The organism is Hymenobacter aerophilus DSM 13606 (genome assembly GCF_000382225.1).
In the GTDB taxonomy this organism is placed as follows: Bacteria; Bacteroidota; Bacteroidia; order Cytophagales; family Hymenobacteraceae; genus Hymenobacter; species Hymenobacter aerophilus.
In genome coordinates this window covers 150,297-176,360 of record NZ_KB907805.1, presented here as the reverse complement: position 1 = coordinate 176,360, position 26,064 = coordinate 150,297, and the positions used below count along the sequence as shown (strand labels likewise).

At 64.7% G+C, this 26,064-nt stretch carries 21 protein-coding genes; 11 read left to right on the top strand and 10 right to left on the bottom strand.

Annotated features, from left to right (window positions below):
* Positions 1-88: 88 nt before the first annotated feature.
* Positions 89-1,579, bottom strand: coding sequence for a cellulose synthase family protein (locus H145_RS0106540; protein ID WP_033425948.1), 1,491 nt, complete (start codon positions 1,577-1,579; stop codon positions 89-91).
* Positions 1,580-1,806: 227 nt separating this feature from the next.
* Positions 1,807-2,496 (bottom strand): glycosyltransferase family 2 protein, encoded by a 690-nt coding sequence (locus H145_RS0106535; RefSeq protein WP_019947339.1) that lies wholly within the window; start codon positions 2,494-2,496, stop codon positions 1,807-1,809.
* 258 nt (positions 2,497-2,754) lie between these two features.
* Between H145_RS0106535 and H145_RS0106530 the strand changes: the two genes are divergently transcribed.
* Positions 2,755-3,216: a peroxiredoxin gene (locus tag H145_RS0106530; protein ID WP_019947338.1), complete on the top strand. Its 462-nt coding sequence runs from the start codon at positions 2,755-2,757 to the stop codon at positions 3,214-3,216.
* 91 nt (positions 3,217-3,307) lie between these two features.
* On the opposite strand, the gene H145_RS0106525 is transcribed toward H145_RS0106530, so the two are convergent.
* The 3 genes from H145_RS0106525 to H145_RS0106515 all read right to left on the bottom strand — a co-directional run bounded on the left by H145_RS0106525 (position 3,308) and on the right by H145_RS0106515 (position 6,489).
* Positions 3,308-4,684 (bottom strand): 4Fe-4S binding protein, encoded by a 1,377-nt coding sequence (locus tag H145_RS0106525; RefSeq protein WP_019947337.1) that lies wholly within the window; start codon positions 4,682-4,684, stop codon positions 3,308-3,310.
* Between the two features lie 207 nt (positions 4,685-4,891).
* Entirely contained in the window at positions 4,892-5,116 is a 225-nt protein-coding gene (locus tag H145_RS0106520; RefSeq protein WP_019947336.1) for a hypothetical protein, read from the bottom strand.
* 38 nt (positions 5,117-5,154) lie between these two features.
* Positions 5,155-6,489: an NAD(P)/FAD-dependent oxidoreductase gene (locus H145_RS0106515; RefSeq protein WP_019947335.1), complete on the bottom strand. Its 1,335-nt coding sequence runs from the start codon at positions 6,487-6,489 to the stop codon at positions 5,155-5,157.
* Positions 6,490-6,686: 197 nt separating this feature from the next.
* Between H145_RS0106515 and H145_RS22610 the strand changes: the two genes are divergently transcribed.
* Both H145_RS22610 and H145_RS23995 read left to right on the top strand, forming a co-directional pair.
* Positions 6,687-7,088, top strand: coding sequence for a hypothetical protein (locus H145_RS22610; RefSeq protein WP_019947334.1), 402 nt, complete (start codon positions 6,687-6,689; stop codon positions 7,086-7,088).
* Positions 7,089-7,417: 329 nt separating this feature from the next.
* Entirely contained in the window at positions 7,418-8,179 is a 762-nt protein-coding gene (locus H145_RS23995; protein WP_157541284.1) for a carboxypeptidase-like regulatory domain-containing protein, read from the top strand.
* 147 nt (positions 8,180-8,326) lie between these two features.
* Here H145_RS23995 and H145_RS0106500 read toward each other — a convergent pair whose 3' ends face one another.
* Positions 8,327-9,802, bottom strand: coding sequence for an APC family permease (locus tag H145_RS0106500; RefSeq protein ID WP_019947332.1), 1,476 nt, complete (start codon positions 9,800-9,802; stop codon positions 8,327-8,329).
* A 130-nt stretch (positions 9,803-9,932) separates the two neighbouring features.
* On the opposite strand from H145_RS0106500, the gene H145_RS0106495 reads away from it, so the two are divergent.
* Entirely contained in the window at positions 9,933-12,701 is a 2,769-nt protein-coding gene (locus H145_RS0106495) for a hypothetical protein (RefSeq protein ID WP_019947331.1), read from the top strand.
* 143 nt (positions 12,702-12,844) lie between these two features.
* Here H145_RS0106495 and corA read toward each other — a convergent pair whose 3' ends face one another.
* Positions 12,845-14,065, bottom strand: coding sequence for a magnesium/cobalt transporter CorA (corA, locus tag H145_RS0106490; RefSeq protein WP_019947330.1), 1,221 nt, complete (start codon positions 14,063-14,065; stop codon positions 12,845-12,847).
* Between the two features lie 119 nt (positions 14,066-14,184).
* On the opposite strand from corA, the gene H145_RS0106485 reads away from it, so the two are divergent.
* The 3 genes from H145_RS0106485 to H145_RS20240 all read left to right on the top strand — a co-directional run bounded on the left by H145_RS0106485 (position 14,185) and on the right by H145_RS20240 (position 17,667).
* Positions 14,185-15,198, top strand: a complete 1,014-nt coding sequence (locus H145_RS0106485; protein WP_169513168.1) for a GNAT family N-acetyltransferase — start codon at positions 14,185-14,187, stop codon at positions 15,196-15,198.
* A gap of 178 nt (positions 15,199-15,376) precedes the next feature.
* Positions 15,377-16,642: an MATE family efflux transporter gene (locus tag H145_RS0106480; RefSeq protein ID WP_157541281.1), complete on the top strand. Its 1,266-nt coding sequence runs from the start codon at positions 15,377-15,379 to the stop codon at positions 16,640-16,642.
* Positions 16,643-16,767: 125 nt separating this feature from the next.
* Complete coding sequence (locus tag H145_RS20240) at positions 16,768-17,667, top strand: glycosyltransferase (protein WP_019947327.1); 900 nt, start codon at positions 16,768-16,770, stop codon at positions 17,665-17,667.
* A 130-nt stretch (positions 17,668-17,797) separates the two neighbouring features.
* Here the strand turns inward: H145_RS20240 and H145_RS0106470 are convergent, their stop codons facing one another.
* Entirely contained in the window at positions 17,798-19,447 is a 1,650-nt protein-coding gene (locus H145_RS0106470) for an ArnT family glycosyltransferase (RefSeq protein WP_019947326.1), read from the bottom strand.
* A gap of 188 nt (positions 19,448-19,635) precedes the next feature.
* Between H145_RS0106470 and H145_RS0106465 the strand changes: the two genes are divergently transcribed.
* Both H145_RS0106465 and H145_RS0106460 read left to right on the top strand, forming a co-directional pair.
* Entirely contained in the window at positions 19,636-21,270 is a 1,635-nt protein-coding gene (locus tag H145_RS0106465; protein WP_157541277.1) for a hypothetical protein, read from the top strand.
* 112 nt (positions 21,271-21,382) lie between these two features.
* Entirely contained in the window at positions 21,383-22,363 is a 981-nt protein-coding gene (locus H145_RS0106460; protein WP_026351303.1) for an acyl-ACP desaturase, read from the top strand.
* 85 nt (positions 22,364-22,448) lie between these two features.
* On the opposite strand, the gene H145_RS0106455 is transcribed toward H145_RS0106460, so the two are convergent.
* Positions 22,449-23,069, bottom strand: coding sequence for a hypothetical protein (locus H145_RS0106455; protein ID WP_157541274.1), 621 nt, complete (start codon positions 23,067-23,069; stop codon positions 22,449-22,451).
* A gap of 192 nt (positions 23,070-23,261) precedes the next feature.
* Positions 23,262-23,543, bottom strand: a complete 282-nt coding sequence (locus tag H145_RS0106445; RefSeq protein WP_019947321.1) for a DUF427 domain-containing protein — start codon at positions 23,541-23,543, stop codon at positions 23,262-23,264.
* Between the two features lie 123 nt (positions 23,544-23,666).
* Between H145_RS0106445 and H145_RS0106440 the strand changes: the two genes are divergently transcribed.
* Positions 23,667-24,662 (top strand): GNAT family N-acetyltransferase, encoded by a 996-nt coding sequence (locus tag H145_RS0106440; RefSeq protein ID WP_019947320.1) that lies wholly within the window; start codon positions 23,667-23,669, stop codon positions 24,660-24,662.
* Positions 24,663-24,859: 197 nt separating this feature from the next.
* Positions 24,860-25,969, top strand: a complete 1,110-nt coding sequence (locus H145_RS0106435) for a vWA domain-containing protein (protein WP_026351302.1) — start codon at positions 24,860-24,862, stop codon at positions 25,967-25,969.
* Positions 25,970-26,064 lie beyond the last annotated feature (95 nt).

Sequence of the window (26,064 nt, the reverse complement as noted above, 5' to 3'; positions counted from 1 at the left end):
CGTTGCACGGTTCGTTCAACGATTCACGCGAGATTCTTCGCTTCGCTCTGAATGACGTTCTTCTGTTCCTAAGCTCCAAGTCCCTCAATCAGGCGTGGCGGAGCGAGTAGTAGAACACCAGCCCGTAGCCGGTGGCCAGCAGCAGGTGGGTGGGCAGCAGGCCGTACTCGTGCAGGTAGAGGCCGGCCCCGATGCCGAACAGGAAGTAGGCGGCCAGCAGGCCTTCGAGCAGCGTGAGGCCGCCCAGCAGCCGGCTGGTGCGGTAGCGGCGGTTGCGCCAGCTGCCTGCGCCGGCCGCTTTGCTGGCCCCCGAGCCCAGCTTCGGCGTGCGGATAAACGCGCTACGCTGGCCCAGCAGCCCCAGCAACACGGCCCGGGAGTTGTGCAGGCTCAGCCCCATTGAAAACGCCAGAAACAGCAGCAACTGCCCCGCGAAGCCCATCGGGGCCGGCCGCGTGCGGGCCACCTGCTGCCAGGCGGTGCGGAAATAGAACGTGAGCGGCACCAGCGCCAGCAGGAAAAACGCGGCCAGATAGAACACCGGCCGCAGCTGCTCGGCCCCCAGCGCCCGCACAAATACCAGCGGCACGCTCAGCACGGCCATCAGCAGAATGGCCAGAAATACGGCGCTGTTGAGCAAATGGAACGTGGCGTGCAGCCGGGTGCCAAGCGGCTGCTTCGAGCGCCACACCTGCCCCAGGTGCTTGCGGGCCGTTTCGGCCGCGCCCTTGGTCCAGCGGAACTGCTGCGACTTGAGCGCGTCCATGGTAATCGGCAACTCGGCGGGGGCGGCGACCTGAGGCAGGTAGTGGAAGTGCCAGCCGCGCAGCTGGGCGCGGTAGCTCAGGTCGAGGTCTTCGGTGAGCGTGTCGGCGTGCCAGCCGCCGGCGTCTTCGATGCAGGCGCGCCGCCAGATACCGCCCGTGCCGTTGAAGTTCAGGAAGTGCCCGCCCGCCTGCCGGCCCACCTGCTCCACGAAAAAGTGCGCGTTCAGCCCGAAAGCCTGCAATTCGGTCAGCAGCGAGTAATCTTCGTTGAGGTGGCCCCAGCGCGTTTGTACCACGCCGGTGCGGGCGCTGTCGGGGCCGAAAAAGTGCGGTACCGTCTGGCGCAGGAAATCAGGCTTGGGCAGGAAGTCAGCGTCGAAAATGGCCACCAGCTCGCCTTCGGTGCGCGTGAGGCCGTAGGCCAGCGCGCCGGCCTTGAAGCCGGTGCGCTCAGTCCGCCGCTCGTGCGTAATGTGCAGGCCCCGGGCGGCGTGGTGCTGCACACGGGCCGCGGCCAGAGCCACGGTTTCGTCGGTCGAATCGTCGAGCACCTGCACGTGGAGGCGGCCGGCAGGGTAGTTGAGGGCGGCGCAGGCGTCGATGAGGCGCTCGACTACAAATGGCTCGTTGTAGAGCGGCAGCTGCACCGTCAGGGTCGGCCACTCGGCGGGGGCCGGGGGGACGGGCGGCACGGGAGCGGCGTACACCCGCCGGGCCAGCCGCGTCAGTTGCCATTGCGTGAGGCTGAACCCCAGCAGCAGCAGCAGGCACAGGCCGTACACTGTTATCAGCAGAATTTGCAGAGCAAGCATTTAGGGGTGAGCGGGTGAGGAGGTGATGGGGTGAGGAGGTGATGGGGTGAGGAGGTGATGGGGTGAGGAGGTGATGGGGTGAAAAGGTGGGTTGTCATTCTGAGCGGAGCGAAGAATCTCGCGTGCCAAAGTAAATCCTAACGTCAGGAGCCACTAATGCACGCGAGATTCTTCGCTCCGCTCAGAGTGACAACCTACCTTTTCACCCCATCACCTCCTCACCAACTTCACAAATACCGAAAAATCGTCCAGAGAATCTTGTAGCCGGCGCCCAGGGTGCCTTTCACGGTGCCCGACACCTTGCTGACCCCGATTCGGCGACGGTAGCGCACGGGCACTTCGGCGGAGCGCAGCCCGAGCTTGGCGGCCTTGAGCTGCATCTCCACCGTCCAGCCGTAGGTGGTATCCTGCATGCCGATACGTTGCAGCGCCTCGCGCCGGATTGCCCGAAACGGGCCCAGGTCGGTGAAGCGGGCGCCGTAGAACCAGCGCAGCAGGCTAGTGGCCAGCCAGTTGCCAAATAGCTGCTGGGGCAGCATCGAACCACTTTCCCGCTCGCCCAGGGCCCGCGAGCCAATCACCATATCGGCCTCGCCCGTTATGATGGGCTGCACCAGCGCCGTCATGTCGGCGGGGAAATCGGAGTAGTCGCCGTCGAGAAACACGATGATGTCGGCCTGCTCGGCTGCGGGGCGGGCGAAGGCGTGGGCCATGCCGGCCAGGCAGGCGTAGCCGTAGCCGGGGCGGGGCTCGCGCAGCACGGTGGCCCCGGCGGCGGCGGCCACGGCCCCGGTCTGGTCGCGCGAGTTGTTATCGACTACCACCACCTCGCGCACCAGTCCGGCCGGAATTTCGGCCAGCACGCGGCCAATGGATTGCTCCTCGTTGAAAGCGGGAATGATAACGTCGATGAGCATGCAGAAAACGGGGAGGAGGGAGGGGGCCAGCCCGCAGTAAGCGCCCGGCCGCTTCCGGGCAAACGGCTGCCGGCCCCAAAAGCGGTGCAAAGATGCACAGATGCCCCGGCTTCTGCCGGGCTACGGCTGCGCTTGCGGCAGGCTGGCCGGGCGGCGGGGCGCATCGGCAGTTTTGGCCTACTTTTACGCCGGCCCGCTGTTGGGCTGAACCGGCGCAACCCCGCGCCCCGCTACCGGCCCCCGCGCCGCCCTCATCCTATGCTCCAGATTGGCGACCAGGCCCCTGATTTTTCCCTGCCCACCGCTACCGGCGACACATTTCGCCTGAGCGATTTGCGCGGCCAGCGCAGCGTGGTGCTCTACTTCTACCCCCGCGACAACACGCCCGGCTGCACCACCCAGGCCTGCTCGTTCCGCGACGAATACCAGGATTTCCAGGACCTCGGGGCCGAAGTAGTAGGCGTCAGTTCCGACTCGGAAGCCTCGCACCAGCAGTTCGCCGGCAAGCACCGCCTGCCCTTCCCGCTGCTCGCCGACACCGACGGGCAAGTGCGCAAGCTCTACGAGGTGCCCCGCGCCCTGCTGGGCCTGCTGCCCGGCCGCGTCACGTTCGTTATCGATGAGCAGGGCGTTATCCAGTACATCTTTAACTCGCTGAGCAACGCCGCCGACCACGTCAGCAAAACCAAGGAAGTGTTGACGAAACTGGCGAAGAGCTAAGGAAGCTGAGAGGAAGCAAGAAAAGTGAGGCGGGCTGACAATCGTTGCAACGATTGTCAGCCCGCCTGTTTCGTGCTGGTGCCGGGCACACTCAGCTCAATATCCGCAGCGAGTCGGCCGAAATGAGCGGGGAGGCCTGGTAGCGGTTGTCGCGGGGGCCATTTTCTAGGTTGAGCACGCCGCGGGGGCAGGCCGTGGAGCACATGCCGCAGCCCACGCAGGAGGCCCGGATGATGGGCTCGCCACGCTGGGCGTACTGCTTCACATCAATGCCCATTTCGCAGACGTTGGAGCAGTTGCCGCACGAGATGCACTGGGCGCCGTTGGTGGTGATGCGGAAACGCGAGAAGTGCTTCTGGAGCAGCCCCAGGTAAGTGGCCATCGGGCAGCCAAACCGGCACCACACCCGCGCCCCCATCAACGGGTAAAACCCCACCCCAATCACGCCCGAAAACACCGAGCCGATGGCGAAACCGTAGGCCTGGCTCAGCGGCTGGGTGATGCCCTCCAACGCCGGCACCGCGCCCGAAGCGCCCACCCACAACAGGGCGGTCAGCAGTACAATGAGTACCAGCACAGTGTAAATGATGCGCACTTCCCACTTCCAGGCGGTGCGGCTTTTGTCGGCGAGCTGGCGGTAGGGGTCGCCGGCGGTTTCGGCCAGGCCGCCGCAGCCGCACACCCACGAGCAGTACCAGCGCTTGCCGAAAAAGTAGGTGAGCACCGGCACGCCCACGAAGGAAATGACGGCCGTCCAGAACACCATGAACACGCCCAGCCCCGGCCCGCCATCCTTCAGCAAATAGCTTACGGTACCCGGAAACAGGTATTCCTGCTTGAGGGGCCAGAAGTAGCTGAAGTAGAACTCGGGCCGCTGGAAGGCCAGCAGCAGCCCCGGCAGCAGGAAGGCAAACCCCAGCTGAAAGAATATCAGCGAGCCGGTGCGGATGAGGTGGTAGGGCGAGTGGCGGTACTTCCAGAGCGCCCGGCCGCCCATCAGCAGAATGGCCAGCGTGTAGAAGGTGCCGTAGAGAAACCACTGGTCGGAGGGCCGGTTGCGCAGCCACTGGCTGACCGGGTCGAGGGCGTGGACGAGCTGGTTGAGCGGCCCGAAATTACCCTGGTCGTCGGGGTTGCTGAACCAGTAGAGGATGACGTAGAAGCCGGTGAGCACGATGCCCGTAATCCAGGCCACGGCCCCGCGGCTGGTGCTGGCCCGCAGCCACAGGTTGTGGTGGTGCACGCCCGGCGGTCGGCGGCCGTATTTCCAGGCGGCCCAGCCCAGCGTACCGGCGCTGATGAGCGCCAGCGCCGCGTAAAAGCAGGCGTGCGCCCGGTAGGCGTCGGCATCGAAGGCAGCGGGCAGCAGCAGCAACAGCCCCAGCGCCACCAGCGTCAGCAGCAGCTTTTCGGTGCCCACCACCTCGGGTAGCGGCGCGTCGGCGGTGAGGGTTTGGGCAGAAGTCATTTGGTAGTGCTTGGTTGAAAGAGCGTCATTGCGAGCAGCGCGAAGCAATCCGGGGGAATCACGAGCAAAGTTCTGTGAGGAGGAGGCCTCTTAAATAGCCGCGCTGAATAGGAGCTTTTCGCTTGAAAATACGTGTCATTTTGCCCAGCCAGATTGCTTCGCGCTGCTCGCAATGACGTTCCTTTCCCCACTTCTCACTTCTCACCTCTAATGATGGTGGTGGCCGTCGTTGGGCTTGCCGAACAGGTTGAGCACCGAGCCGAAGATGTAGAGGCCCAGCCAGCACCAGTACAGGTACAGGTAGCCTTCGGGGCGGGGGTAGTCGAGCAGGTGAATAATGAGCTGGGCGGCCCCGCTCATGATGGCGCCCACCACGGCAATGTACTGGAAGCTGTTGAGGGCGCTGGGATGGTAAAGCTTGTTGAAATCCATGCGGAAAGGGGAAAATAAAGGCAAGAAAGGCCGCTGAGCTATACGCGGAACAGGCCCTTACGGCGGCGCAGCTGCACCGCGTGCTGCGGAAACCGCTGGTTGAAGCTGGCCACAATCACCTTCTCGTACTGGCGAAAAAACTCGGGGTCGAAGTTGGCGGCGCCCAGGTTGGCCAGCACTTCGGTAACGGGTGTGCCGGCCCGCAGCCAGGCGGCCCAGGTGTCGTGGCGCTGGCGCAGGCCCAGCACGTTCAGGCCCGTTACGGCCAGCGTATCAGCCCGGAAGTTGATGCGCAGCAGGGCCTCGCGGGTGGGGTGCTGCCAGCAGAAACTGTGCTCGTGGGGCACGGGTTCGGCGGGCACGCGGCCGTAGGTCTGGTATTCGAGGTCGAAGAACTTGGCCGAGTTGAACCACTGGCCGCGGCGGTAGGGGCGGGGCGCGGCGGCGTTGCACAGGGTGTGGCCCACGGTTTCGCCCTGCTGGCGGCCGGTGTACCAGAGCTGCTCCACGGCTACCTCGCCCCGGGCAAATTCGCGCAGCTGGGCGCAGTCGCCGGCCGCGTACACGTTGGGGGCGCTGGTTTGCAGGTGCGCGTCTACCAGAATGCCTTTGTCGGTTTCCAGTCCGCCGGCCCGGGCCAGATCTAGGTTGGGCTCGACGCCGATGGCCAGGCCCAGCCACTGGCAGGGCAATTCCTGGCCGGTGGTGGTGCGCACGGCCCGCACCCGGCCGGTTTCATCGGCCACAATTTCCTGCAGCTCGGCGCCGTAGCGGCATACGATATGGTGGGCATCGAGCTGGCGCTGCACCAGCGCGGCTTCCTCGGGCGGCAGCACCGAGCCCCAATACCGCGTGTCGCGGATGAGTATGGTAACCCGGATGCCCTTGGCGGCCAGCATCTCGGCCAGCTCCACCCCAATCAGCCCGCCGCCCACCACCACGGCCTCGCGCACGCCCTGGCGGGTGTCGCGGGTCATCAGCTCCAGGTCGGGCAGCGTCACGAAGGTTTGCACGCCGGTCAGCTCCGAGCCGGGCCAGGTGCCGCGGCGGCCCCGCGAGCCGGTGGCCAGCAGCAGCTTGTCGTAGCTAAGCACCGCGCCACTGTCGAGCTGCACGGTTTGGACGGCGGCATCGAGGCCGGTGGCGGTGGCGTGCACCAGCTCCAGGCGGTTTTCGGCCCAGAACCAGTCTTCGTAGGGCTTGATGTCCTGGTAGCGCATATCGCCCAGGTACACGTACATCAGGGCGGGGCGCGAGAAGTGGTGGGCGCTTTCGGCCGACACGAGCGTGATGCGGGCCCCGGGCTGCAACCGCCGCACCGTGAGGGCGGCCGTTACGCCCGTAATGCCGTTGCCGATGATAACGAGGTGCATAGCGTTGCGAAGAAGCAGAAAAACGAAACCCGGCCGAAACGGTTGTACTACCAGCGGGCCGGGCGGACTTGCGCCTGCAAGGTATTTCAAAGTTGAGTTAAACCGGGCCGGAACCGAAAAGTGCCCGCCTTCCGCCTTAACCCCGGCGCCGGCCGCCGCGTACAGCAAGCATCTTCCCTCACTTCACGACTTCCTCTATGGCTACCTCCAATCAGCAAGACGACCTCAACACCAACAAGCAAGTAGTAAACGAGCAGCAAAGCGCCATTCCTGATAATGAGCAGCTGAAAGAAAAGCAGGAGTACGACGAGCTGCTCAGCAACGGCAAAGACGCCTCCGACCCTTCGGCCCTGCGCAACACCGGCGCCGGCGGCTACACCCAGCGCGCCGACCAGAAGGACCAGCTCGAAAACCTGGCCATCGGCGGTGGCGAAGGCGTGCCTCAGGGCGGCAACGACCACTCCGACACGGCTCAGCCCAACACCGGCCCCGGTTTTGGGGTAGAGGGCAGCTACGAGATGGGCAACAGCGTGCGCACTCAGGACCAGGAATTCGGCGAGGATGCCCCCAGCGGCCCTGCCAAGCCCGCCCACGACTAACCCGCCCCGGTTGCCAGCCACACCCCTGGCAACCGCTGCTAGCCTACTAACCGGCGCCTGCTCGGTCAGATACCTACATCTGGCCGAGCAGGCGCCGGTTTTGTTGCGGCCCGACCTGCCGGCCCTGGGTGGCTGCGCATTGCCCGCGCGGTCAGGGTGTATTTCTTCAAAGTGGGAAAAATATTTGTTCGGGCTGGGGGTAAGGTTGAAAAAGACAAGGGTATTGCTATATCTTTAGGAGCCGATAGTGTCGGATGAAGATAATGAGCAATTCAGCGTCTGAATCTGACAACTTGGTCGATTTTTTTCGCTTTTACCAAGCCGTGCTTATGGACACTTCTACTCCCACCACTCCCGAAATTACCCCCGAAACAGACGGTTATTCGCCGACCCCACTGCCTGAATACGAGGAGGAGCTTTCGTCGGGCAACAGCCGGCTGGCCCTTATTGCGGGCGGCATTGTAGCCGTTGTGCTGGGGGGCTACCTGATGCTGCCGGCCACCATCACCAACCCCGGCGGCGCACCCGAGCTGCCTACGCCCACCATGGAGCTGGGTGAGGCCTCGATAACGGGTGCGCGGGCGGCCGAGGACGCTGCCCCGGCCACCACCGAAGCCACTGCTGCCACCAGCGCAGCGGCCACCCCGGCAGCTACGGCCGCCGATGCGGCCAAGCCCACACCGGCCGCTGCCCGCGCCGCGGCGGCCGCCGCGGCTCGCACAACGGCCGCCGCCACCGCGCCCGCCGAAACCAAAGCCGATGAGCCCGAGCTGGCTCCGGTAGTGCCCGCCGCGCCCGTAGCCATGCCCGAGCCCATCGAGAAGGCGCCCACCACCCTGAACATGACCGGCCGGGTGCTCGATGAGAACGGCCGTCCGCTGGCCGGGGCCACCATTCTGCTCAAAGGCTCCAAAGCCGCCACCAGCACCGACGCCAACGGCAACTACTCGCTCGAAGTACCGGCCGGCACCGAAAACCTGCTGCTCTACGGCTACGGCGGCTACGAAGACCAGGTACTTCGCACGCGCAACGCCAAAACCCAGGTCGTTACGCTCGTACCCAAAGAAGGCACCAAGCGCCGCAAAAGGTAGAGCTTAGAGGTGAGAACTTAGAGGTGAGAGTTTAGAGGTGAGAAACAGGAAGCCCCTGATGTCGTTGCTGACGTCAGGGGCTTCGTGTTTCTCACCTCTAAGTTCTCACCTCTAAGTTCTCACCTCTAAACTCTCACCTCTAAACTCTCACTTCTCAACTCGTTTAAACCGGCTGCGGAAGAGGTAGTACACTGGCACGCCCAGGCCCACGAGCAGCAGGCCGCGCTGGGCGAAGCTGGAGTTGTCGGGGTCGGTGAGCAGGATGAAGCAGAACGTGGAGGCCAGCGCGATGTAGAGCAGCGGCACCACCGGGTAGCCCCAGGCGCGGTAGGGGCGGGGCGCGTCGGGCCGGGTGCGGCGCAGCACGAAAATGCCGATGATGGTGATGACGTAGAACAGAATTACCGAAAACATCACGTAGTTGAGCAGCTCGCCATACGAGCCCGACAGGCACAGCAAACAGGCCCAGGCGCACTGCCCCCACAGGGCCACGCCCGGCACGCCGGCCTTGTTCAGGCGGGCCATGCCCCGGAAAAACACGCCGTCCTGGGCCATGGCGTAGTAGGCGCGCCCGCCCGAGAGCAGGATGCTGTTGTTGGCGCTGAAGGTGCTGATCATAATCAGCACGGCCATTACGTAGGCGCCCACCGGGCCCATAATGCTTTCGGCGGCGGCCGTACCCACGCGGTCGTCGGTGGCGTACTGGATGCCGCGGCCCAGCACGTCGGTGGCGGCCGGGTCGCCGTGCAGGGGCAGCACCAGCAGGTACACCACGTTTATCAGCAGGTACAGGGCCGTTACGATGCCCGTGCCCAGGGCCATGCTCAGCACAATGGTGCGCTCGGGCTTCACGATTTCGTCGCCCGCAAAGCCGATGTTGTTCCAGGCGTCGGAGCTGAACAACGAGCCCGTCATGGCCAGGCCGATGGCTGTAACCAGCGCGGCCACCGTGAGGGGCGTGCCCTGGCCGGCGGCGTCGAAGCTCACGGCCTGCCACACGTTCTGAAAATTCTGGCTCAAAGCTTCGTGCTTGATGCCCAGAAACAGGCCCGACAGAATCAGCAACGCCAGTGCCACGAGCTTGGTGCTGCCGAATACGTTGGAAATCCACTTGCCGCCCCGCACGCCGCGCGAGTTGATGTAGGTGAGAAATACCAGCATACCAATAGCCAGCAGCTGCACCGTGCTGAATTTGAACGAGCCCAGCCACGGCATATTCTTCACCTCGAACAGCACGTTGCTTTCCGAAAACCACGGAATCAGCACGCCGGTAAACCGTGCAAACGCCACGGCCACGGCTGCAATTACGCCGGTCTGAATCACGAGAAACAGCGACCAGCCGTACAGAAAGGCCACCAGTTTGTTGTAGGCCTCGCGCAGGTACACGTACTGCCCGCCCACCTTCGGAAACATCGACGACAGCTCGCCGTAGCTCACGGCCCCGGCCAGCGTAATCACGCCCGTCAGCAGCCATACCACCAGCAGCCAGCCCGCCGAGCCCACTTTGCGGCTGATATCGGAGGAAACGATGAAAATACCGGAGCCGATCATGCTGCCCGATACAATCATGACAGCATCAAACAGCGTAATGGCCCGCTGGAAATGGCCTTGCTTTTCAGACATCTGCTAAAGAAAGAAAGAGAATGGGGGCCGGAAGATAGAGAATGACAGCTCCGTTTACCAAATTCCGGCCCGCTCCGGCCCGATTGCCTATTTTTGCTCACCCCGGCCCTTCCGCTCCCGCCTTCCCTGCATGTCCAACCGCGTACTCGTCTGGCTTACCCTGCTGCTGCTGCTCACGGCGCTGGGCTCCTACGTGTACTACCGGCGCACCGTGGCCAGCGTGCCCGTCGACCCCTGGGCCCTGGTGCCCGACGATGCGGCTTTGGTGGCCATGACGCGCGACCACCCCACGCTGGTGCGCCACCTCAAGGAAACCCAGGTCTGGGACAACCTGACGGCCGTGCGCTACTTTCAGCAGGTCGAGGAAAACCTGGTGCTCATGGACAGCCTGATGGGCGGGCGCGACGTGCTGCTCAAGTTTTTGGGCCGCAAGCGGGTGCTCACGTCGGTGCACGTGACGGGGCCCCAGCAGTTCGGGCTGCTGTTTCAGGTGCCCATTGGCAGCGTGCGCGAATACCGGCAGGTGCGCGGGCTGCTCGAAAGCCTGGGCCGCTCGGCCGATTTCCGGGTGAGTACCCGCGACTACGAGGGCCAGGTGCTCACTGATGTGCGCCGCCGCACGGTCCCGGAAGGCGAAGAAAACAGTGGCCTGACGCTGCTCAACTACCGCAACCACCTCGTTATCAGCTCTACGCCGGAGCTGGTAGAAGCCGTAGCCCGGCGCCTGGCCCGGCCCACCGGCGCCCCCACTGTAGCCGCCGACTTCCGGAACACCGACTACTTCCGCCTGCGCGACGTGGACGCTACGCTGCTGCTGAACCAGCGCCGGCTGCCCCAACTACTAGGGGTGCTGTTCCGCAGCGAGTTGACGCCCGAAATGGCCGCCGTGGCCAGCCTGGCCCGCAACGAGCTGACGGAAATGCGGCTGGCCGGCAACAAAGTGGTTTTCCAGGGATTCGCCAACCCCGAAACGGCCAGCGGCAGCCTGCACCAGCGCCTGCGCGGCCAGCCTGCCCAGCGCCTGCGCATGGCCGACGTGCTGCCATTGCGGGCCGCGCTGTTGGTGCACTTGGGCCTGGGGCCGGCCGCGGCCCTGCGCGGCACCCGCCCCCGCGCCGCCCCCGATTCGCTGGCCCCGGCCGCCGCACCGCTGCTCGACAGCCTGCGCGGCCAACTAAGCCGCGAGGTGGCGCTGTGTTACCTGAGCACGAACTCGGCGCGGCTGCGGCCGGGCAAGCTGGCGCTGGCCTACGCCGCCAACCCGGCCCGCGTGACTACGCTGCTGGGCCAGCTGCGGCGAGCGGCGGGCGCCAGCCCCTCGTTTGGCAAGGTGGGCAGTTACCAGCTTTACCAGACCGGCGTGGCCGAGCTGCCGCAACAGTTGCTCGGCGACCTGTTCACGGGCTTCGGGCCGCAGCCGGTGGTGGCGCAGGTGGGCAGCTACCTGGTGCTGGCCGACGAGGAGGCCGCCCTGCGCCAGTACCTGGCCGATGTGGTGGCGGGCGAAACCTGGAGCCGCTCGCCCACCCAGGTAGCCTTTCTGCAGGAAACCCCGCCGCTGGCCCGCCTGCGGGTGCTGCTCGACACGCGCAACTGCTGGAACCTGCTGCTACGGGGCCTGCAGGAGCAGCGCCGGGCCGGGCTGCTGCGCAACGAAACCCTGTTCAAGCGCTTCCCGCAAGTGGCCCTCAACTGGGTGCCCGCCGATGACGAGCAGCAGCAGGCCGGCGCCCAGTATTTCACCCAGTTTATTCTGCGCCACCCGGCCGAAGGGCCCGCCGAAGCCCGCCCTCAGAACGCCGACGGCACGGGCGCGGTGCTCGATTTCAAGGTGCCGCTGAGCAGCTCGCCCGAGGCCGTGGTGGTGGCCGGCGCCCGGCTGCCGGGCGTGCTGGTGCAGGACACGGCCCACGTGCTGCACTACGTCACGCCCGAAAACGTGGTGGCCTGGTCCGACTCGCTGCCCGGGCCGCTGGTGGGTGCCACTGTGCGGCTGCCGGGCGCGGCGGGCTTCCTGCTGGCCACGCCCCGGCAGCTGTTCCAGTTCAGCAACAGCGGCCAGCCCCAGCCCAACTTCCCGCTCAACCTGCCCGATACGGTGCGCGCCACCTCGCTGAGCGTGTCGGCGGCCGCGCGCGAGGTCGGGGCGCGGCGGCTGCTGGTGGCGGGCGGCGGCGGCAACCTGTTTCTGTACGACACCCAGGGCCGCGCCTATGCTGGCTGGCAGCCCAAGCAGCTGGAATTCCGGCTGGCCGCCCCGCCGCAGTACCTGGTGGTGGATGGGCGCGACGTGGTGCTGGTGCTGCTCGAAAACGGCTATGTGTACGCCTTCGACCAGGCCGGCGGGGCGTATCCGGGCTTCCCGCTGAGCGTGGGCGCCCGGCTGGCCAGCGCGGCTTTCGTCGAAATCGGGCCCACGCTGCGGCGCACGCGCCTGACGGTGGTCAACCAGCACGGCGAGCGGGTGAGCTTCAACCTGAGCGGCGATGTGGTGGCCCGCCGCCGGGTAGCTACCTGGAGCCGCAACTCGCGCTTCCGCCTCATTACCGACCAAAAACAGGCCGGCTACGTGGTGAGCCGCGAAGATGGCGGCCGACTCACGCTCTTCGACCCTGAGGGCAAAACCCTGCTCCAGCAATCGTTCCTGACCACGGCCCCGCGCTCGGTGCAGTTCTTCGATTTTGGCCCCAACCGCCAGGCCTACGTGCTCACCGAAACCGGCCCCGGCAAAGCCTACCTCTACGACGCCCGCTTCCGCCTCGTCGGCGGCAAGCCCTTCGACAGCACCACGCCCCGCATCGACCTCACCTACAACCCCGCTACCAGCACCTTCCACCTGTTTAGGGTAAACGGCAACGAGCTGCGGAGAACGGATATTTTGGTGAAGAGCGAGAAGTGAGGTAGGGAAGATGGTGAGAAGCTGTATGTCATCCTGAGCGCAGCGAAGGACCTGTACAGAAGCTAACGTCAAAAGCTGCCTTCTGTACAGGTCCTTCGCTGCGCTCAGGATGACACATTCTTCGGGCTCAACCCATCACCCCATCACCTGTTCGTCAGCCAGCCTTTTCTATAGAAATAAGTGAGCTGGCCGATGACGATGAGCAGCAACAGCAGCAGCAGCACGGGGTAGCCCCAGGGGCTGTAGAGCTCGGGCATATTGAGCGGATTAATGTGGCCGTCGGGGCTTTCGCGCTGGAAGTTCATGCCATAAAGGCCCACGATGAAGCTCAGCGGGATGAAAATGCTGCTGATAATGGTGAGCACCTTCATCACCTCGTTGGCCCGGTTGCTCTGGTCCGACATGTACAAATCGATGAGGCTGCTGACGGTTTCGCGGTAGCTTTCGGCCAGGTCCAGAGCCTGAATGGCGTGGTCGTAGCAGTCCTTGAAGAACACTTTGATTTCCTCGGGCACCTCGTCGTCGGGCATGCGCAGCAGTTCGGCAATTTTCTCGCGCTCGGGGTACACCAGGCGCCGGAACCGCACAATGTCCTTCTTTACGTGCAGGATGCGGCTGAGCACCCGGCGGTCGGCGCGGCCCTGGAAGATGCGCTCCTCCAGCGTTTCGAGGTAGTCGCCGATGGCCGCCATGGTGGGGTAGTAGTGGTCGAGTACCACGTCGGTGATGGAGTAGGCCAGGTACAGCGAGGGGCGGCGGCGCAGGCTGCTGCGGCCCGAGCGCAGGCGCACCCGCACCGGCTCCAGGCAGTCGTCGTAGTCGTCCTGAAACGTGAGCACGTAGTTGGGGCCGGTGAAAATCGACAGCTGGTCGTCCTCCACCGTGAGCAGGCCTGTGAACTCGGTCATGCGCGACACCAGAAACAGGCCGTCGTCGGTTTCCTCCACTTTGGCCCGCTGGTAGTCGCTGAGCACGTCTTCCATCTGCAGCGGATGGATGTTGAAATCCTGCTGCAGCCGCTCCATCAGGTCGAGGTCGTTGTAGCCGCGCACGTCAATCCAGTGCTTCTGCTCGGGGTGCTGCCGGAAGAACGCCAGCAGCTCGTCGTAGCCGGCGTACTCCTGTTCATGGAAAAAATCCTCGCCGTAGCTGGTCAGCAGCAGGCGCGGCGGCAGCGCGTCGGGGCGGATGCTGAGCGTGCCGGGGCGCTGGCCGATGTGCTCCTCGCGCAGGCGGCGGGCCGTTTCCAGCTCCAGCAAATCGGCGGCCGACAGCTCGTGGTCGTGTTCATCGTGCACGGGCGGGGCCAGGGGCGGCGTGGCGGGCACGGGGGCGGCAGACGGGGCAGAAGGCGGCGGGGTCATTGGGAGCAGAAAGGCAGAACGGGAACAGTTTACGGCATTTTGTTGGGAAAGTGCGCCGGGACCCGGCGCGGGCCCGCGGCAAATCGTTGTACTTTCGCCCCTCGATTCCGGTTTTGCCCTTGTCTTCGTTTCCGCCCCTGCCTGCTGCCCAACTGCTACGCCTGCCCACCCCGGCCGGGGCGGGCTACACGCTGCGGCTGCTGCCGGGCGCCGCGCCCGCGCCCGCGCGGCCGCTCACCTACGCGCCCTGGCTGTACCTGCAGCCCGCGCACCAGGCCTTGCAGCAGTGGTCAGAAGGCGAGGAGCTGCACTTCTATCTGGAAACCGAAACCCACACCGTAGCCCAGCTGGCGGTGTACCTGAGCGCCGACGGCCGCGCGGCCCGCAGCCCCGGCCGGGCCCCCTTCGGCGCCGTGCAAACCGCGCCCGACCTGCCCGAAACCGCGCTGCAGGCGTTTCTGGAGGCCGTGGAAACCCACCTGCGGGCGCGGGGCGTGCGCCAGATTACATTGCGGCCCCACGCCTTCGCCTACGAGCCCGCCGCCAGCGCCCGCCTCACCACCGTGCTCGGCCGCCTGGGCTATAGCATTGGCCCGGTCGAAATCAACAGCACCCTGCCCCTGAACCGCGACTACGAGGCCCATCTGCACCCCTCGGAGCGGCGGCGGCTGCGCAAGTGCGAGCGGCACGGGCTGCGTTTCGAGCAGGAGCCGCCGCTGCTGCTGCCGCTGGCCTACGAGCTAATTGCGCGCTGCCGCCAGGAGAAGGGCAAGCCGCTAAACATGAGCCTGGAGCAACTGCAGGCGCTGTTTAAGGCGCTGCCGCGGCAGGTGTTCCTGTTCTCGGTGCGCGATGCGGCCGGCGAGTGGGCGGCCATATCGGTGGTGCTGGAAGTGCGTCCCGACGTGCTCTACCACTTCCTGCCCGCCAGCCCGCTGGCCTATAACCACCTCAGCCCGATGGTGATGCTCAACGGCGGCCTGCACGCCTTCGGCCGGGCCAGCGGCATGCGCCTGCTCGACCTGGGCATTTCGGCCCTGCCCACCGGCGTCGACGAGTCGTTGCTGCGTTTCAAGCGCCACCTCGGCGCTGAGTCGGGCCTGAAGCTGACGTTCAGCAAAGTGATTTGGTGACGTGGTGATTTGGTGATTTGATGAGGAGGAGAAATACGGCTGTCATCCTGAGCGCAGCGAAGGACCTATACGGAAGCTAACAGCAGACTACAGCCTCTGGATAAGCTCCTTCGCTGCGCTCAGGATGACAGTATCTTTGCCAAACCGCCAAACCGCCAAACCGCCAAACCACCAAAAAATGACCGAATCCCGCCGCGTGATTATCGGGCGCTTTGTGCGCGGGGCGGCGGGCTCGGGGGTGGCGGTGGGCGCGCGCACGGCGGGGGCGCTGGTGCTCAATAAGCTGCTGGCCGTGTACGGCGGGCCGGGCGGCCTCACGCTGCTGGCCCACTTCCAGAACCTGATGGCTCTGTTCACGACGCTGCCCAACGACGGCACGCACGTGGGCGCGGTGAAATACCTGGCCCCGCTGCGGCCCGGCTCGGGTCGCTACCGGGCCTGGCTGGGCGCCGCGCTGCTGCTGAACGGGCTGGCCGGCACGCTGGCACTGCTGGCGCTTGGGCTGCTGCCCGGCCCGCTGGTGGGCGTGCTGCGCCTGGGCGCGGGCCAGACGCTGCTGCTGGGCCTGGGCCTGCTGCTGCTGATGGGCTACGCCCTGACGGTGGCCGTGCTGCTGGCCGCCGGCCGCCTGCGCGCCTATGTATGGCTGACGGTGGGTTTGAGCGCCGCCGGGCCGCTGGCGGTGGCGGCCGTGCTGCTGCGCGGCGGTTCGGTGCCGCAGGCCCTGCTGGCTTACTTGCTGGCCCAGGGTGTTTTGCTGGTGCCTGCCGTGGTGGTAGCGGGCCGGGCGGGGCTGCTGCCGTGGCTGCGCGGGCCCGTCAGCCGGGTGGCACTACGTGGGCTGGGCCGGTTTCTGCTGATGGCCCTGAGCACGCTGCTGTTCACGAAGGCCGTGAGCTTTGTACTACGTGAGGTGCTGGTGCAGCGGTTCGGGCTGGAAGCTACCGATTTGTGGCAGGCCGTGGCCAAGCTTTCCGACAACTACGGCATGGTCGTGTCGTCGGTGCTGGGCACCGTGTACTACCCGCGACTGGCAGCGCTAAGCGGCGAACCGGCCGCGCAGGGCCGCTTCGTGCGGCTGGTGCTGCTGGTGCTAGCCCCGGCGCTGGCCGCTGGGCTGGCGCTGCTGTGGCTGACGCGCGCCTGGTTGCTGCCGCTGCTGTTCGAGCCGCGCTTTGCCGCCGCCGGCTACCTGCTGGGCCCCCAGCTGCTGGCCGACTGGCTGAAATTCCTGACTTGGGCGCTGCTGTTCCTGCTCACGGCCCGCGCCCAGGTGGGCCGCTACGTGGTGTTTCAGGCCGTTTCGACGGCCGCCTACGCGCTGCTGCTGGTGTTGCTGCTGCCCCGCCTGGGTTTGCTGGCCGCCCCCTGGGCCCAAGCCGCCGACTACGGCCTGCTGCTGCTCTGGAGCCTGTGGTACTTCCGGCGGGAAGTGGTTTATTAGTGGTTGTTGGTTGCTGGTTTTTAGTTGTTGATTGTTGGTTTTTTTATCAGAATAACGATCCTCTATTAGCCATAAAACAACCAACAACTAAAAACCAGCAACCAAAACCCAAAAACCAACAACCAATGGCCCCGCTCGTCTCCATTATTGCCCTGTGCCACAACCACGCCCGGTTTCTGGAGGCGGCCCTGGATTCTATTCTGGCCCAGACGTATCCGCACCTGGAAGTGGTGCTGGTAGATGACGCCAGCACTGATGGCAGCGCCGATATTCTGCGGCGCTACGCGGCCCAAAACCCCGGTTGGCAACTGCTGCTGCTACCCGAAAACCTGAATAACTGCCGCGCCTTCAACCGGGGCCTGGCCCTGAGCCGGGGCGAGTTTATCATTGATTTTGCCACCGACGACGTGCTGCTGCCCGAGCGCATCAGCCAGCAGGTGGCGGCCTTTGCGCAGGCCGGGCCGCGCTGCGGCGTAGTGTACACCGATGCCGAGCTCATAGATGAGTCGGGCCGCTACGTGCGCCATTATTACCGCCGAGACGCCCGCGGCCACCTGCACCCGCGCCCCGCCTCGGGCCTCGTGTTTGCCGATGTGCTGGCCCGCTACTTCATCAGTACGCCCACCATGCTCATGCGCCGGGCCACGCTGGAGGCGCTGGGTGGCTACGACGAAACGCTGAGCTACGAGGACTTCGACTTCTGGGTGCGCGCCAGCCGCGACTGGGAGTTTCAGTTCCTCGACATCGTCAGTACCCGAAAGCACCTGCACCCGCGCTCCAAATCGGCCCAGAGCTACCGCCGCCACGACCCGCACCTGGCCTCCACCATTGTGGTGTGCCGCAAGGCCCGGGCCCTGTGCCGCACCCCCGCCGAGCGGGCCGCTTTGGTTGTGCGCGTGCGCTGGGAACTGCGCCAGGCCCTGCGCTACCGCAGCCGCCCCGAGGCCCGCGAGCTATACCAGCTGCTGAAGGAATTGGGAGCCGTTGGGCCGCTGGACTGGACAATGTTTGCGCTGCTGGGGTAGGAGTGAAGCATGAGAAAACGAACGTCATTCAGAGCGCAGCGAAGAATCTCGCACGCTGATGTTGAAGAGACGGTTCATCGTCAGCATGCGAGATTCCTCGCTGCCCTCTGAATGACGTTCGCTTAAATACTTACTTCCTCACCTCATACAGTTCTACCAGCCCGTCGCGGGCAACCAGGCGGCGGTTGGGGTACCAGCTGAGCACCGAATCGGGCGAGTAGCGGATGAGTTTGCGGGTGAGCTCGTCGTTGGCCAGCGTGGCGCGGTTGAGCAGCAGCCAGGCGGGCCGGGTGGGGCTGATGAGGATGGAGTCGCGAGCGAAGAAGCGGCGGAAATGCAGCCCCGCGGGCACCTGGAAACCGTAGCTGAAATCGTAGTTGGGGAACAGGAAGTCATCAACCAGCACCGTGCCCTGCACGCCCGGCCCGGCCAATTGCCGCAGCACCCGCACCTGCGCGGCGTGGGCCGAAACCAGCGGCTTGGTCATGAAATAGGCCGGCCGCACCGCCAGCGCTAACGCCAGCACCGCTAATACCGCGGCCTCCAGCGCCGGCCGGCCGGGCCGGAGTGCTGCGGGCCAGCGCGGCAGCCAGCGGCTCAGGCCCACAACCAGCAGGGCCAGCCCCGGCAGCACGTACACCACGGCTACGGCGGTGCGCAGCCAGGCAGTCAGTAGCAGCAAAACCACGCCCGCTACCAGGGCCCGGGTGCCAGCCCGGGCCAGCAGCCGTTGCAGCCCGAAACCGGCCGCCAGCGCCAGTGGCGGCAGCAGCGGCGTGGTCATGCGCGGGAGCAGGGTGATGGGGTTATAGGAGCTCAGCGACGTACTGCCCAGCCAGTAGAAAGCCAGCGTACTGGCCGCCAGCGCCAGCCAGAACTGCCGGTCGGGAGCCTCGGTGGTGGCCCTGGCCGAGGGCTGCGCGCCACCGAGGCTGCCCAGTGCCGCGGCGGCCAGCGTAAGCATCAGCCCCAGCCCGATGCCCACGAAAAAGCCCAGCGGCTGCCACGTAATGCGGCCCAGCAGCGCCGCCCGGTTGCCGGCCAGGTAGTTGCCTTCACTCAGGAAGCGGTTGGTTTGCTCGATGAGCTGCAGCCGGTAAAGGGCGTTATCGGTGACGAGGTAGTAAAAAGTACCGTAGGCCGCCAGCAACAACGCCCCGGCCCCCAGGGCCACTATCCAGAACCGGCTGTGCCGTTGGCGCACCGCATCGAGGCCCAGCACGCCCACGTAAAAAGGCAGGTAGTAGGCAATGGTTTCCTTGCTGAGCAGGGCTGCGAAGCTGAGCAGCGCAAAGCCCAGGCCCCACCACCCGGCCCGGCGCCCCGGCTCGCGGCCCCGCAGCAGTGCCGCCGCGCCGGCCAGGCACCAGAACATAAGGATGTTGTCGGGATAGAGGTAGTTGCTCAGGTTGAGCGTGAAGTAGTGCAGCCCCAGCAGCAGCATCGCCGCGGCCGCCACCACCGGCTCGCGCCGGCCATAGAGCACGTAAATCAGCCCGGCGCAGCCCAGCGTGGCCAGCAGCGGCCAGAGCGTAGCGCTGATGATATTAACGCCAAACAAAGCGAAAAATCCCGCTACCGGCCCAAAAATCAGCCACCGCTCGTGCAGCGGGTCGTGCAGCAGCTCCAGCGGGTCGGGGCCCAGCTCGAAGGTGCCGTGCAGCAGCTGGTAGGCGTGGCGGGCATAGAAGTAATCGTCTACCCCATAGATTCCTTCGTGGGTCAGCAGGAAGTAGGCCCCGGTGAAAAGCACGACGAGCAGCAGCGTCCAGCGGGGCAAAGAGTCAGGTAATCGGTTCACCGCCGCAAGGTAGAGGGGAATGGGGAATGAGGGAGGTACTGTCATCCTGAGCGCAGCGAAGGACCTATACAGAGGCTAACATCAGTCAATACCTTCTGTATAGGTCCTTCGCTGCGCTCAGGATGACAGATGGGTTCACTCACTTACCGAATGCTACCTTGCGGCGTATGCGTCGTCGGCTCTGGATATTATTGCTGCCCCTGGGGCTGTTGCTGCTCAGCGGCGGCCTGTTGGGCACGTATTTCGAAACCAACGACGACCTGGCCATTCTGAGCATGGTGCGCGGGGCCTCTACGGCCGGCCCGCAGACGGACCTGTACTTGTATTTTCACGGCTACGCGGCCCTCTGGAGTCGGCTCTACGCGACCTGGCCGCTAGTGCCCTGGTACGGAATCACACTCTACGGACTGCTGTACGTGGCTACCGTGCTGGTGGGGGCCGTAGTAAACCAGCTGCTGCGGCCGTATCTGCGGCCGGGCCCGCGGGTGGCGGTGCTGGTCGGGCTGTTTGGGTTGGCTTGGTTGGAGCACGGCTTCTGGTTCAATTACAGCCGCGTACCGCTGCTGCTGGCCGGGGCCGCGCTGCTCTACACAGCCACCCGGTACCGGCAATGGGGCTGGCGTATACTGGTACCGGGGCTGCTGCTGGCCGCTGCGGCCGCCGGCATCCGACCCGGTGGGGCGCTGCTGGGGCTGCTGGCCGCCACCCCCGCCGCCTGGTGGCTGGCCGGCCGGCCGGCGTTAGGTGTGCTGGGTGGCCAGTTGCTGGTTGTTGGAGCGCTGGCGCTGGTAGCAGGCCGCGGCGAAACCACCGCCGCCTACCGCCACTTTGATTCGCAAGTGGCCCTGTTCAACGACTACCGCCTGAGCACCGCCCCGCCCGCCCGTCACCTCGCCGACTCCACTGACCGCCTCGCCCTGGCCGCCGCTCGCCGCTGGATGTATTCTGATTCCAGCCTCACCAATGAAGCCTTTTTCGGGCGCGTGATGCAGGTGCGGCCCGCCGATTACCTGCGCCACACGGCCCCGGCCAAGCTGGCCCGCACGCTGCTGGCCCTGGGGCGCGACTATTTCCCACTGCTGCTATTGCTGGGGCTGTCGGCGCTAGCCGTGGGGCGGATCCGGCCGGCGGGGCAGCAGCAGTTCTGGGTGGTACAAGTAGGGTTCGGGGCGTTGCTGCTGGGACTAGGCACGCTGCTGAAGCTACCGCCCCGCGGTGCGCTGCCGCTGCTCGATTTCTGGGGCCTGGCCAACCTCGTGTTTGTGATGCGCCACGGCCTGCTGCCGCGCTGGCCCCTGACCGGGGCGGTCCGCTTGGCGGGGCTGGCGTTGCTGGTGGCCGCGGCCGCCTACGCCTACAAAACCGGCCACCGCACCCAGGTACTGGCGCGGGAGCGGGCCGCCAACCAGCAGCAGCGCCACCAGCTGCTAGCCGCCGCCCGGGGCCACGCGGTGCTGGTAACCGATGGGCTGGCCGATACGTACAAGTCCGCCTCGCCCTTCGCGCTGCAACCCTGGCTGACTGGCCCGCCCCGGCTGCTTGTACTCAATGGCTGGACCACCTACAGTCCCGCGCAGCCGCAGCTGCTGATGGCCCTCACCGGCACCCGCGCCTTCGGGCCGGCGCTGGCGCGGCTGGCGCGGCGGCCCGATGTGGCCTGGATGCTTACGCCCGCGACGGCTGGCTTGCTCAATGCCCGGCTGGCCGCCGTGGTGCCCGGTTGCCGCCTTGTACCAATGGCTGATCCGGTGGCCCCTGCTTCAGCTATAAGGCTCTATATAGCAAGCTGTACCGCCCTGTAGGCCGCCGAAAGGCCATAATTTTGTATAGCTGGAAAGGAAGGTATTTAGCGGCTGGGGTGTAGTAAGTATATATCTTTAGCATTTTACAGCACTCTCTCAATCTCCTCCCGCCATGATTACCGCTTCTGTCATCTCCCGTAGCGAAGTTCTCCAGAGCATGGAAGGCTTCCTGAAAGAAAACATGAACACGTTTCTCAAGAGCGTGGAAACCAGCTGGCAGCCTTCTGACTTTTTGCCCGATTCGCGCCAGGAAACGTTTTTTGATGAAGTGAAGCTGCTGCGCGAGCGGGCCGGCGGGTTGAGCTACGACCTGCTGGCCGTGCTCATCGGCGACACCATTACCGAGGAAGCCCTGCCCAACTACGAGGCTTGGTTCCACGAGCTCGACGACCTCAACCGCAACCCCGACAACGGCTGGGCTCAGTGGATCCGGGGCTGGACGGCCGAGGAAAACCGCCACGGCGACCTGCTCAATCGCTACCTCTACCTCACGGGCCGCGTAAACATGCGCGAGTTCGAGGTCAGCACCCAGTACCTGATCAACGACGGCTTCGACCTGGGCACGGCCCACGACCCGTACCGGGCCTTTGTGTACACCTCGTACCAGGAAATGGCCACCAACATCTCGCACCGCCGCGTGGGCCAACTGGCCCGCACCGCCGGCGACGACCAGCTTTCCAAGCTCTGCGGCATGATTGCGGGCGACGAAAACCGCCACGCCCGCGTGTACAAAACCTTCGTTGAGAAGATTTTCGAAGCCGACCCGTCCGAAATGATGCTGGCCTTCGAGGATATGATGCGCAAGAAAATCGTGATGCCGGCGCACTACATGCGCGAGATGGGCGTGGAAATGGGCAAAACCTTCGGCCACTTCACCGATGCGGCCCAGCGTCTGGGCGTGTACACCAGCCACGACTACACCGAAATCCTCGACACGCTCATCCAGGACTGGAAGATTGAGCAGATGACCGACCTGAACGCCGCCGCCGAAAAGGCCCGCGACTACATCGTGGCCCTACCCAACCGCCTGCGCCGCGTGGCCGACCGCATGCCCGTACCGAAGCTGGAGTACCGGTTCAAGTGGATTGACTAGCCCCACCAGCCTTCCGACGTCCACCAAAAAATGCCCCGCCGTAACCACGGCGGGGCATTTTACATATAGCTCTAAGCTCTAAGCTCTAGCGGTCCATCGACTGGCCCATTACCAGCTTGCCGTTGCTGTCGAGCGTGTACTCAACGGTGCGGTTGCCGGTGGAGGGGGTGCCGTCGGCGGGAGTGATGGGGAAGGTACGGATGAGCTTGTTGCCGCTGATCTGGTAAGTATCCTGGCCCATATAGCCCGTACCGGCCGCGCCGGCAGGGGCGCCGGGCATCGAAATAGGAGCGTAGCCCCGATCGGTGAACTCGAAGCCGTAGAGGCCGCCGTTGGCTTTCTTGTTGTCGGTCATCACGTACAGCTCAGGCTTGCCATTGCCGTTCATGTCGGCCGCCATAACGCTGGTCACGGCGCCCGTTACCGAGGTGCGGATGGGGTCGGTGGTGAGCGAAGAACCGCGGTAGGAGCGGATGCTCATAACGCGCGAGGCATCCGAGCCGAAGGTTTTCACCTGGAAGCGGTACTCGCCCTGGGTTACTTCCTGGTTGAAGGTTACGTCGCCCTCGTCGATGGCGGGCGTAGAAGGCAACGGGCTCGACGACGACTCGGTAGAAGCTACCTGGCGCGTGGAATCGCAGGATGACAGGGTAGCGGAGGCAACACCGGCGGCCAGCAGCAAGCAGGAGAGAGAAGAAATACGCATAGGTGAAAAATTAGGGAAGATGCAAGGATAACCCCGACTACTGCCGGGAATACAGCGCTATCCGGGAGAGGATGTGCACGGATTTAACGCAATGTACAAAGATTGAGTTGTATTTTCTGGTTGTAGCAGGGCTCAGCAGCCTTAAATACCCGGTTTAACGCCCATTTTGCACTTGTCGAAGTCGGCAGACCGTCAGGCCTCTACCCGCACGCCCTTCCAGAAAGCCACACGGCCCCGGATGTGGTCGGCAGCCTCCTTGGGATCGGGGTAGAACCAGGCTGCGTCCTTGTTCAGCTCACCATTAATCCGCAACGAGTAGTAGCTGGCCCGGCCCTTCCAGGGGCAGCTGGTATGGGCAATGCTGTCCTCGAAATACTCCTTTTTAATGGAATCGGCGGGGAAATAGTGGTTGTTTTCGACCACTACGGTGTCGTTGCTCTCGGCTACGACGGTGTTGTTCCAGATGGCTTTCATTGGGCAAAAAAAGAAGGCGGTATAGATGCGACTGCCGCCGCCCGAAGCCGGGCCGCCGCGCCGATAGGGCTAAACGTGCATCTTTGCCGGATGTTTAGCCGCCGCTAAAACCCGCGCTCCGTCATGTTCCGATACGTTGGCCCTGAAAACCTTGACCGCGTCCAGTGGGATGCGCTGATTACGGCCGCTCCCAACGGCCTGATCTACGCGCTCAGCTGGTACCTCGACCTGGTGTCGCCGGGCTGGGCGGCGCTGGTGCAGCACGATGCGCAGGGCCGCTACGTGGCCGGGCTGCCGTTGCCGGTGCATGCGAAGTTCGGGCTGCGCTTTCTGCGCCAGCCGGTGTTTACGCAGCAGCTGGGCCTGTTCAGCCGCGAAGCCCCCATGGCCACCGACTGGCAGCAAATCGGGGCGTTGCTACGCCAGGAGTTCCGCTTTATCACCCGTTATGCCTTCAACACGGCCAACAACGGGCTGGCCGCCGAGCCGTCTTTGGCTGTTTTCGGCAAGGCTGAACTCCATACCTATTATATAGACCTGCAACCGGCCTACCCGAAGCTGGCGGCCGGCTACCACGCCAGCCGCCGCCGGCAGCTACGCCAGGCCCGGGCCTACGACCTGCGCGTAGCGCCAGCCACCGGACCCGAAGCGCTGGAAACCATGATCCGGCTGTTTGCGGAAAACACGGCCGCCAACATTGCCGGGATGACAGGCGAGGCTTACGAGTATCCGCTGTTGCGGGCCCTGTACGCGGCCGCTCAGCAGCGCGGCATGGCCGAAATGTGGCAGGCCTGCACGCCGGCCGGCGAAGTGGTAGCGGCCGTGCTGCTGTGGAAGTTCAATGGCCAGCTCATTTACCTGTTCAACAGCTCCAGCCGGCGGGGTAAAGAGCAGCGGGCCATATCGGTTATTATCGATGCGCTATTCCAACACTATGCCGGCCAGCCCCTGCGCTTCGATTTCGAGTCGCCCCAGGTGCCCAGCCTCGATAGGTTCTACGCCAGTTTCGGGTCGGTAAAAACGCCGTTCCTGAGCATCACGCTCAATCGGCTGCCTTGGCCGGTGCGCCAGCTGAAAGCAGCCCGCACGGCGCTGGTACGCGCCTGGTCGCGGCGCTGATTTAATTGCCAATCGGACCAGGGCCCCAGGGCTAAAGCCCTGGGCTACGGAAGGAGGGAGGCGCTGACTAGCCCAGGGCTTCAGCCCTGGGTACTCTGGGCGCTCTGAACTGATAGCCCCAAGAAACATTCCGCCGGCGGGGCGTGTTGGGCCTAGTGCGGCTAAGTTCCGCCGCCGCTTCTCCCCACTACTTTCCTATGTCCGCAGGCTTCCGATTCCGGGATTATGTGCCCGAAGAAACGACCGACAAGGGCTTCGACTCCCTGTTCAAGATATTCATGCAACTCGTTACCATCACCAGCGGTGATGTGGGTGAGGCGCTTTCCTGGCTCAATGAGCTCGACAAGCAGTATGGCCTGACCGACGACGGTTACGGCATGGGTAACTTCATCGAGGACCTCAAGAAGAAGGGCTACATCGACGAAAACCCGCAGGAGCCGGGCTCCTTCGAGATTACGGCCAAGAGCGAGCAGAAAATCCGCAAGTCGGCGCTGGAGGAAATCTTCGGCAAGCTTAAGAAATCGGGCACCGGCAACCACCGCACGCCCCACACCGGCCAGGGCGACGAGCAGAGCACCGACATGCGCGAATTCCGGTTCGGCGACTCGCTCGACCAGATTTCGATGACCGAGAGCATCCGCAATGCCCAGCTCAACCACGGCATCGGGGGCGGCGACGACTTCATGCTGACCGAGGGCGACCTGGAGGTGCGCGAGAACGAGCACAAAACCCAGACCAGCACGGTGCTCATGATTGACATTTCGCACTCGATGATTCTGTACGGCGAGGACCGCATCACGCCCGCCAAAAAGGTGGCTATGGCGCTGGCTGAGCTCGTGAAGCAGAAGTACCCCAAGGATTTCCTCGACGTGATTGTGTTCGGCAACGATGCTTGGCAGATTGAGGTGAAGGAGCTGCCCTACCTGCAGGTGGGCCCCTACCACACCAACACCGTGGCCGGCCTGGAGCTGGCCCTGGATCTGCTGCGCAAGCGCAAAACGAGCAACAAGCAGATCTTCATGATTACCGACGGCAAGCCCACCTGCCTGAAAGAAGCCGGCGGCTACTACAAAAACTCGTTCGGGCTCGACCGCAAAGTCATCAACAAAACCCTGAACCTGGCCGCCGCCGCCCGCCGTCTCAAAGTGCCCATCACCACCTTCATGATTGCCGACGACCCCTACCTGAAGCGCTTCGTGGAGGAGTTTACCGAAGTCAACCAGGGCAAGGCCTACTACTCCAGCCTTAAAGGCCTGGGCCACCTGATTTTCGAGGATTACAAGAAAAACCGCCGCAAGAGTTTGTAGCCCGGACGGCGACAGTAGCGCAGTAGCGCGAACTTTGCAGTTCGCGTCCCCGCGCCGTTCCAACAATTCTGGAGGTGCAAGGGCGCGAACTGCAA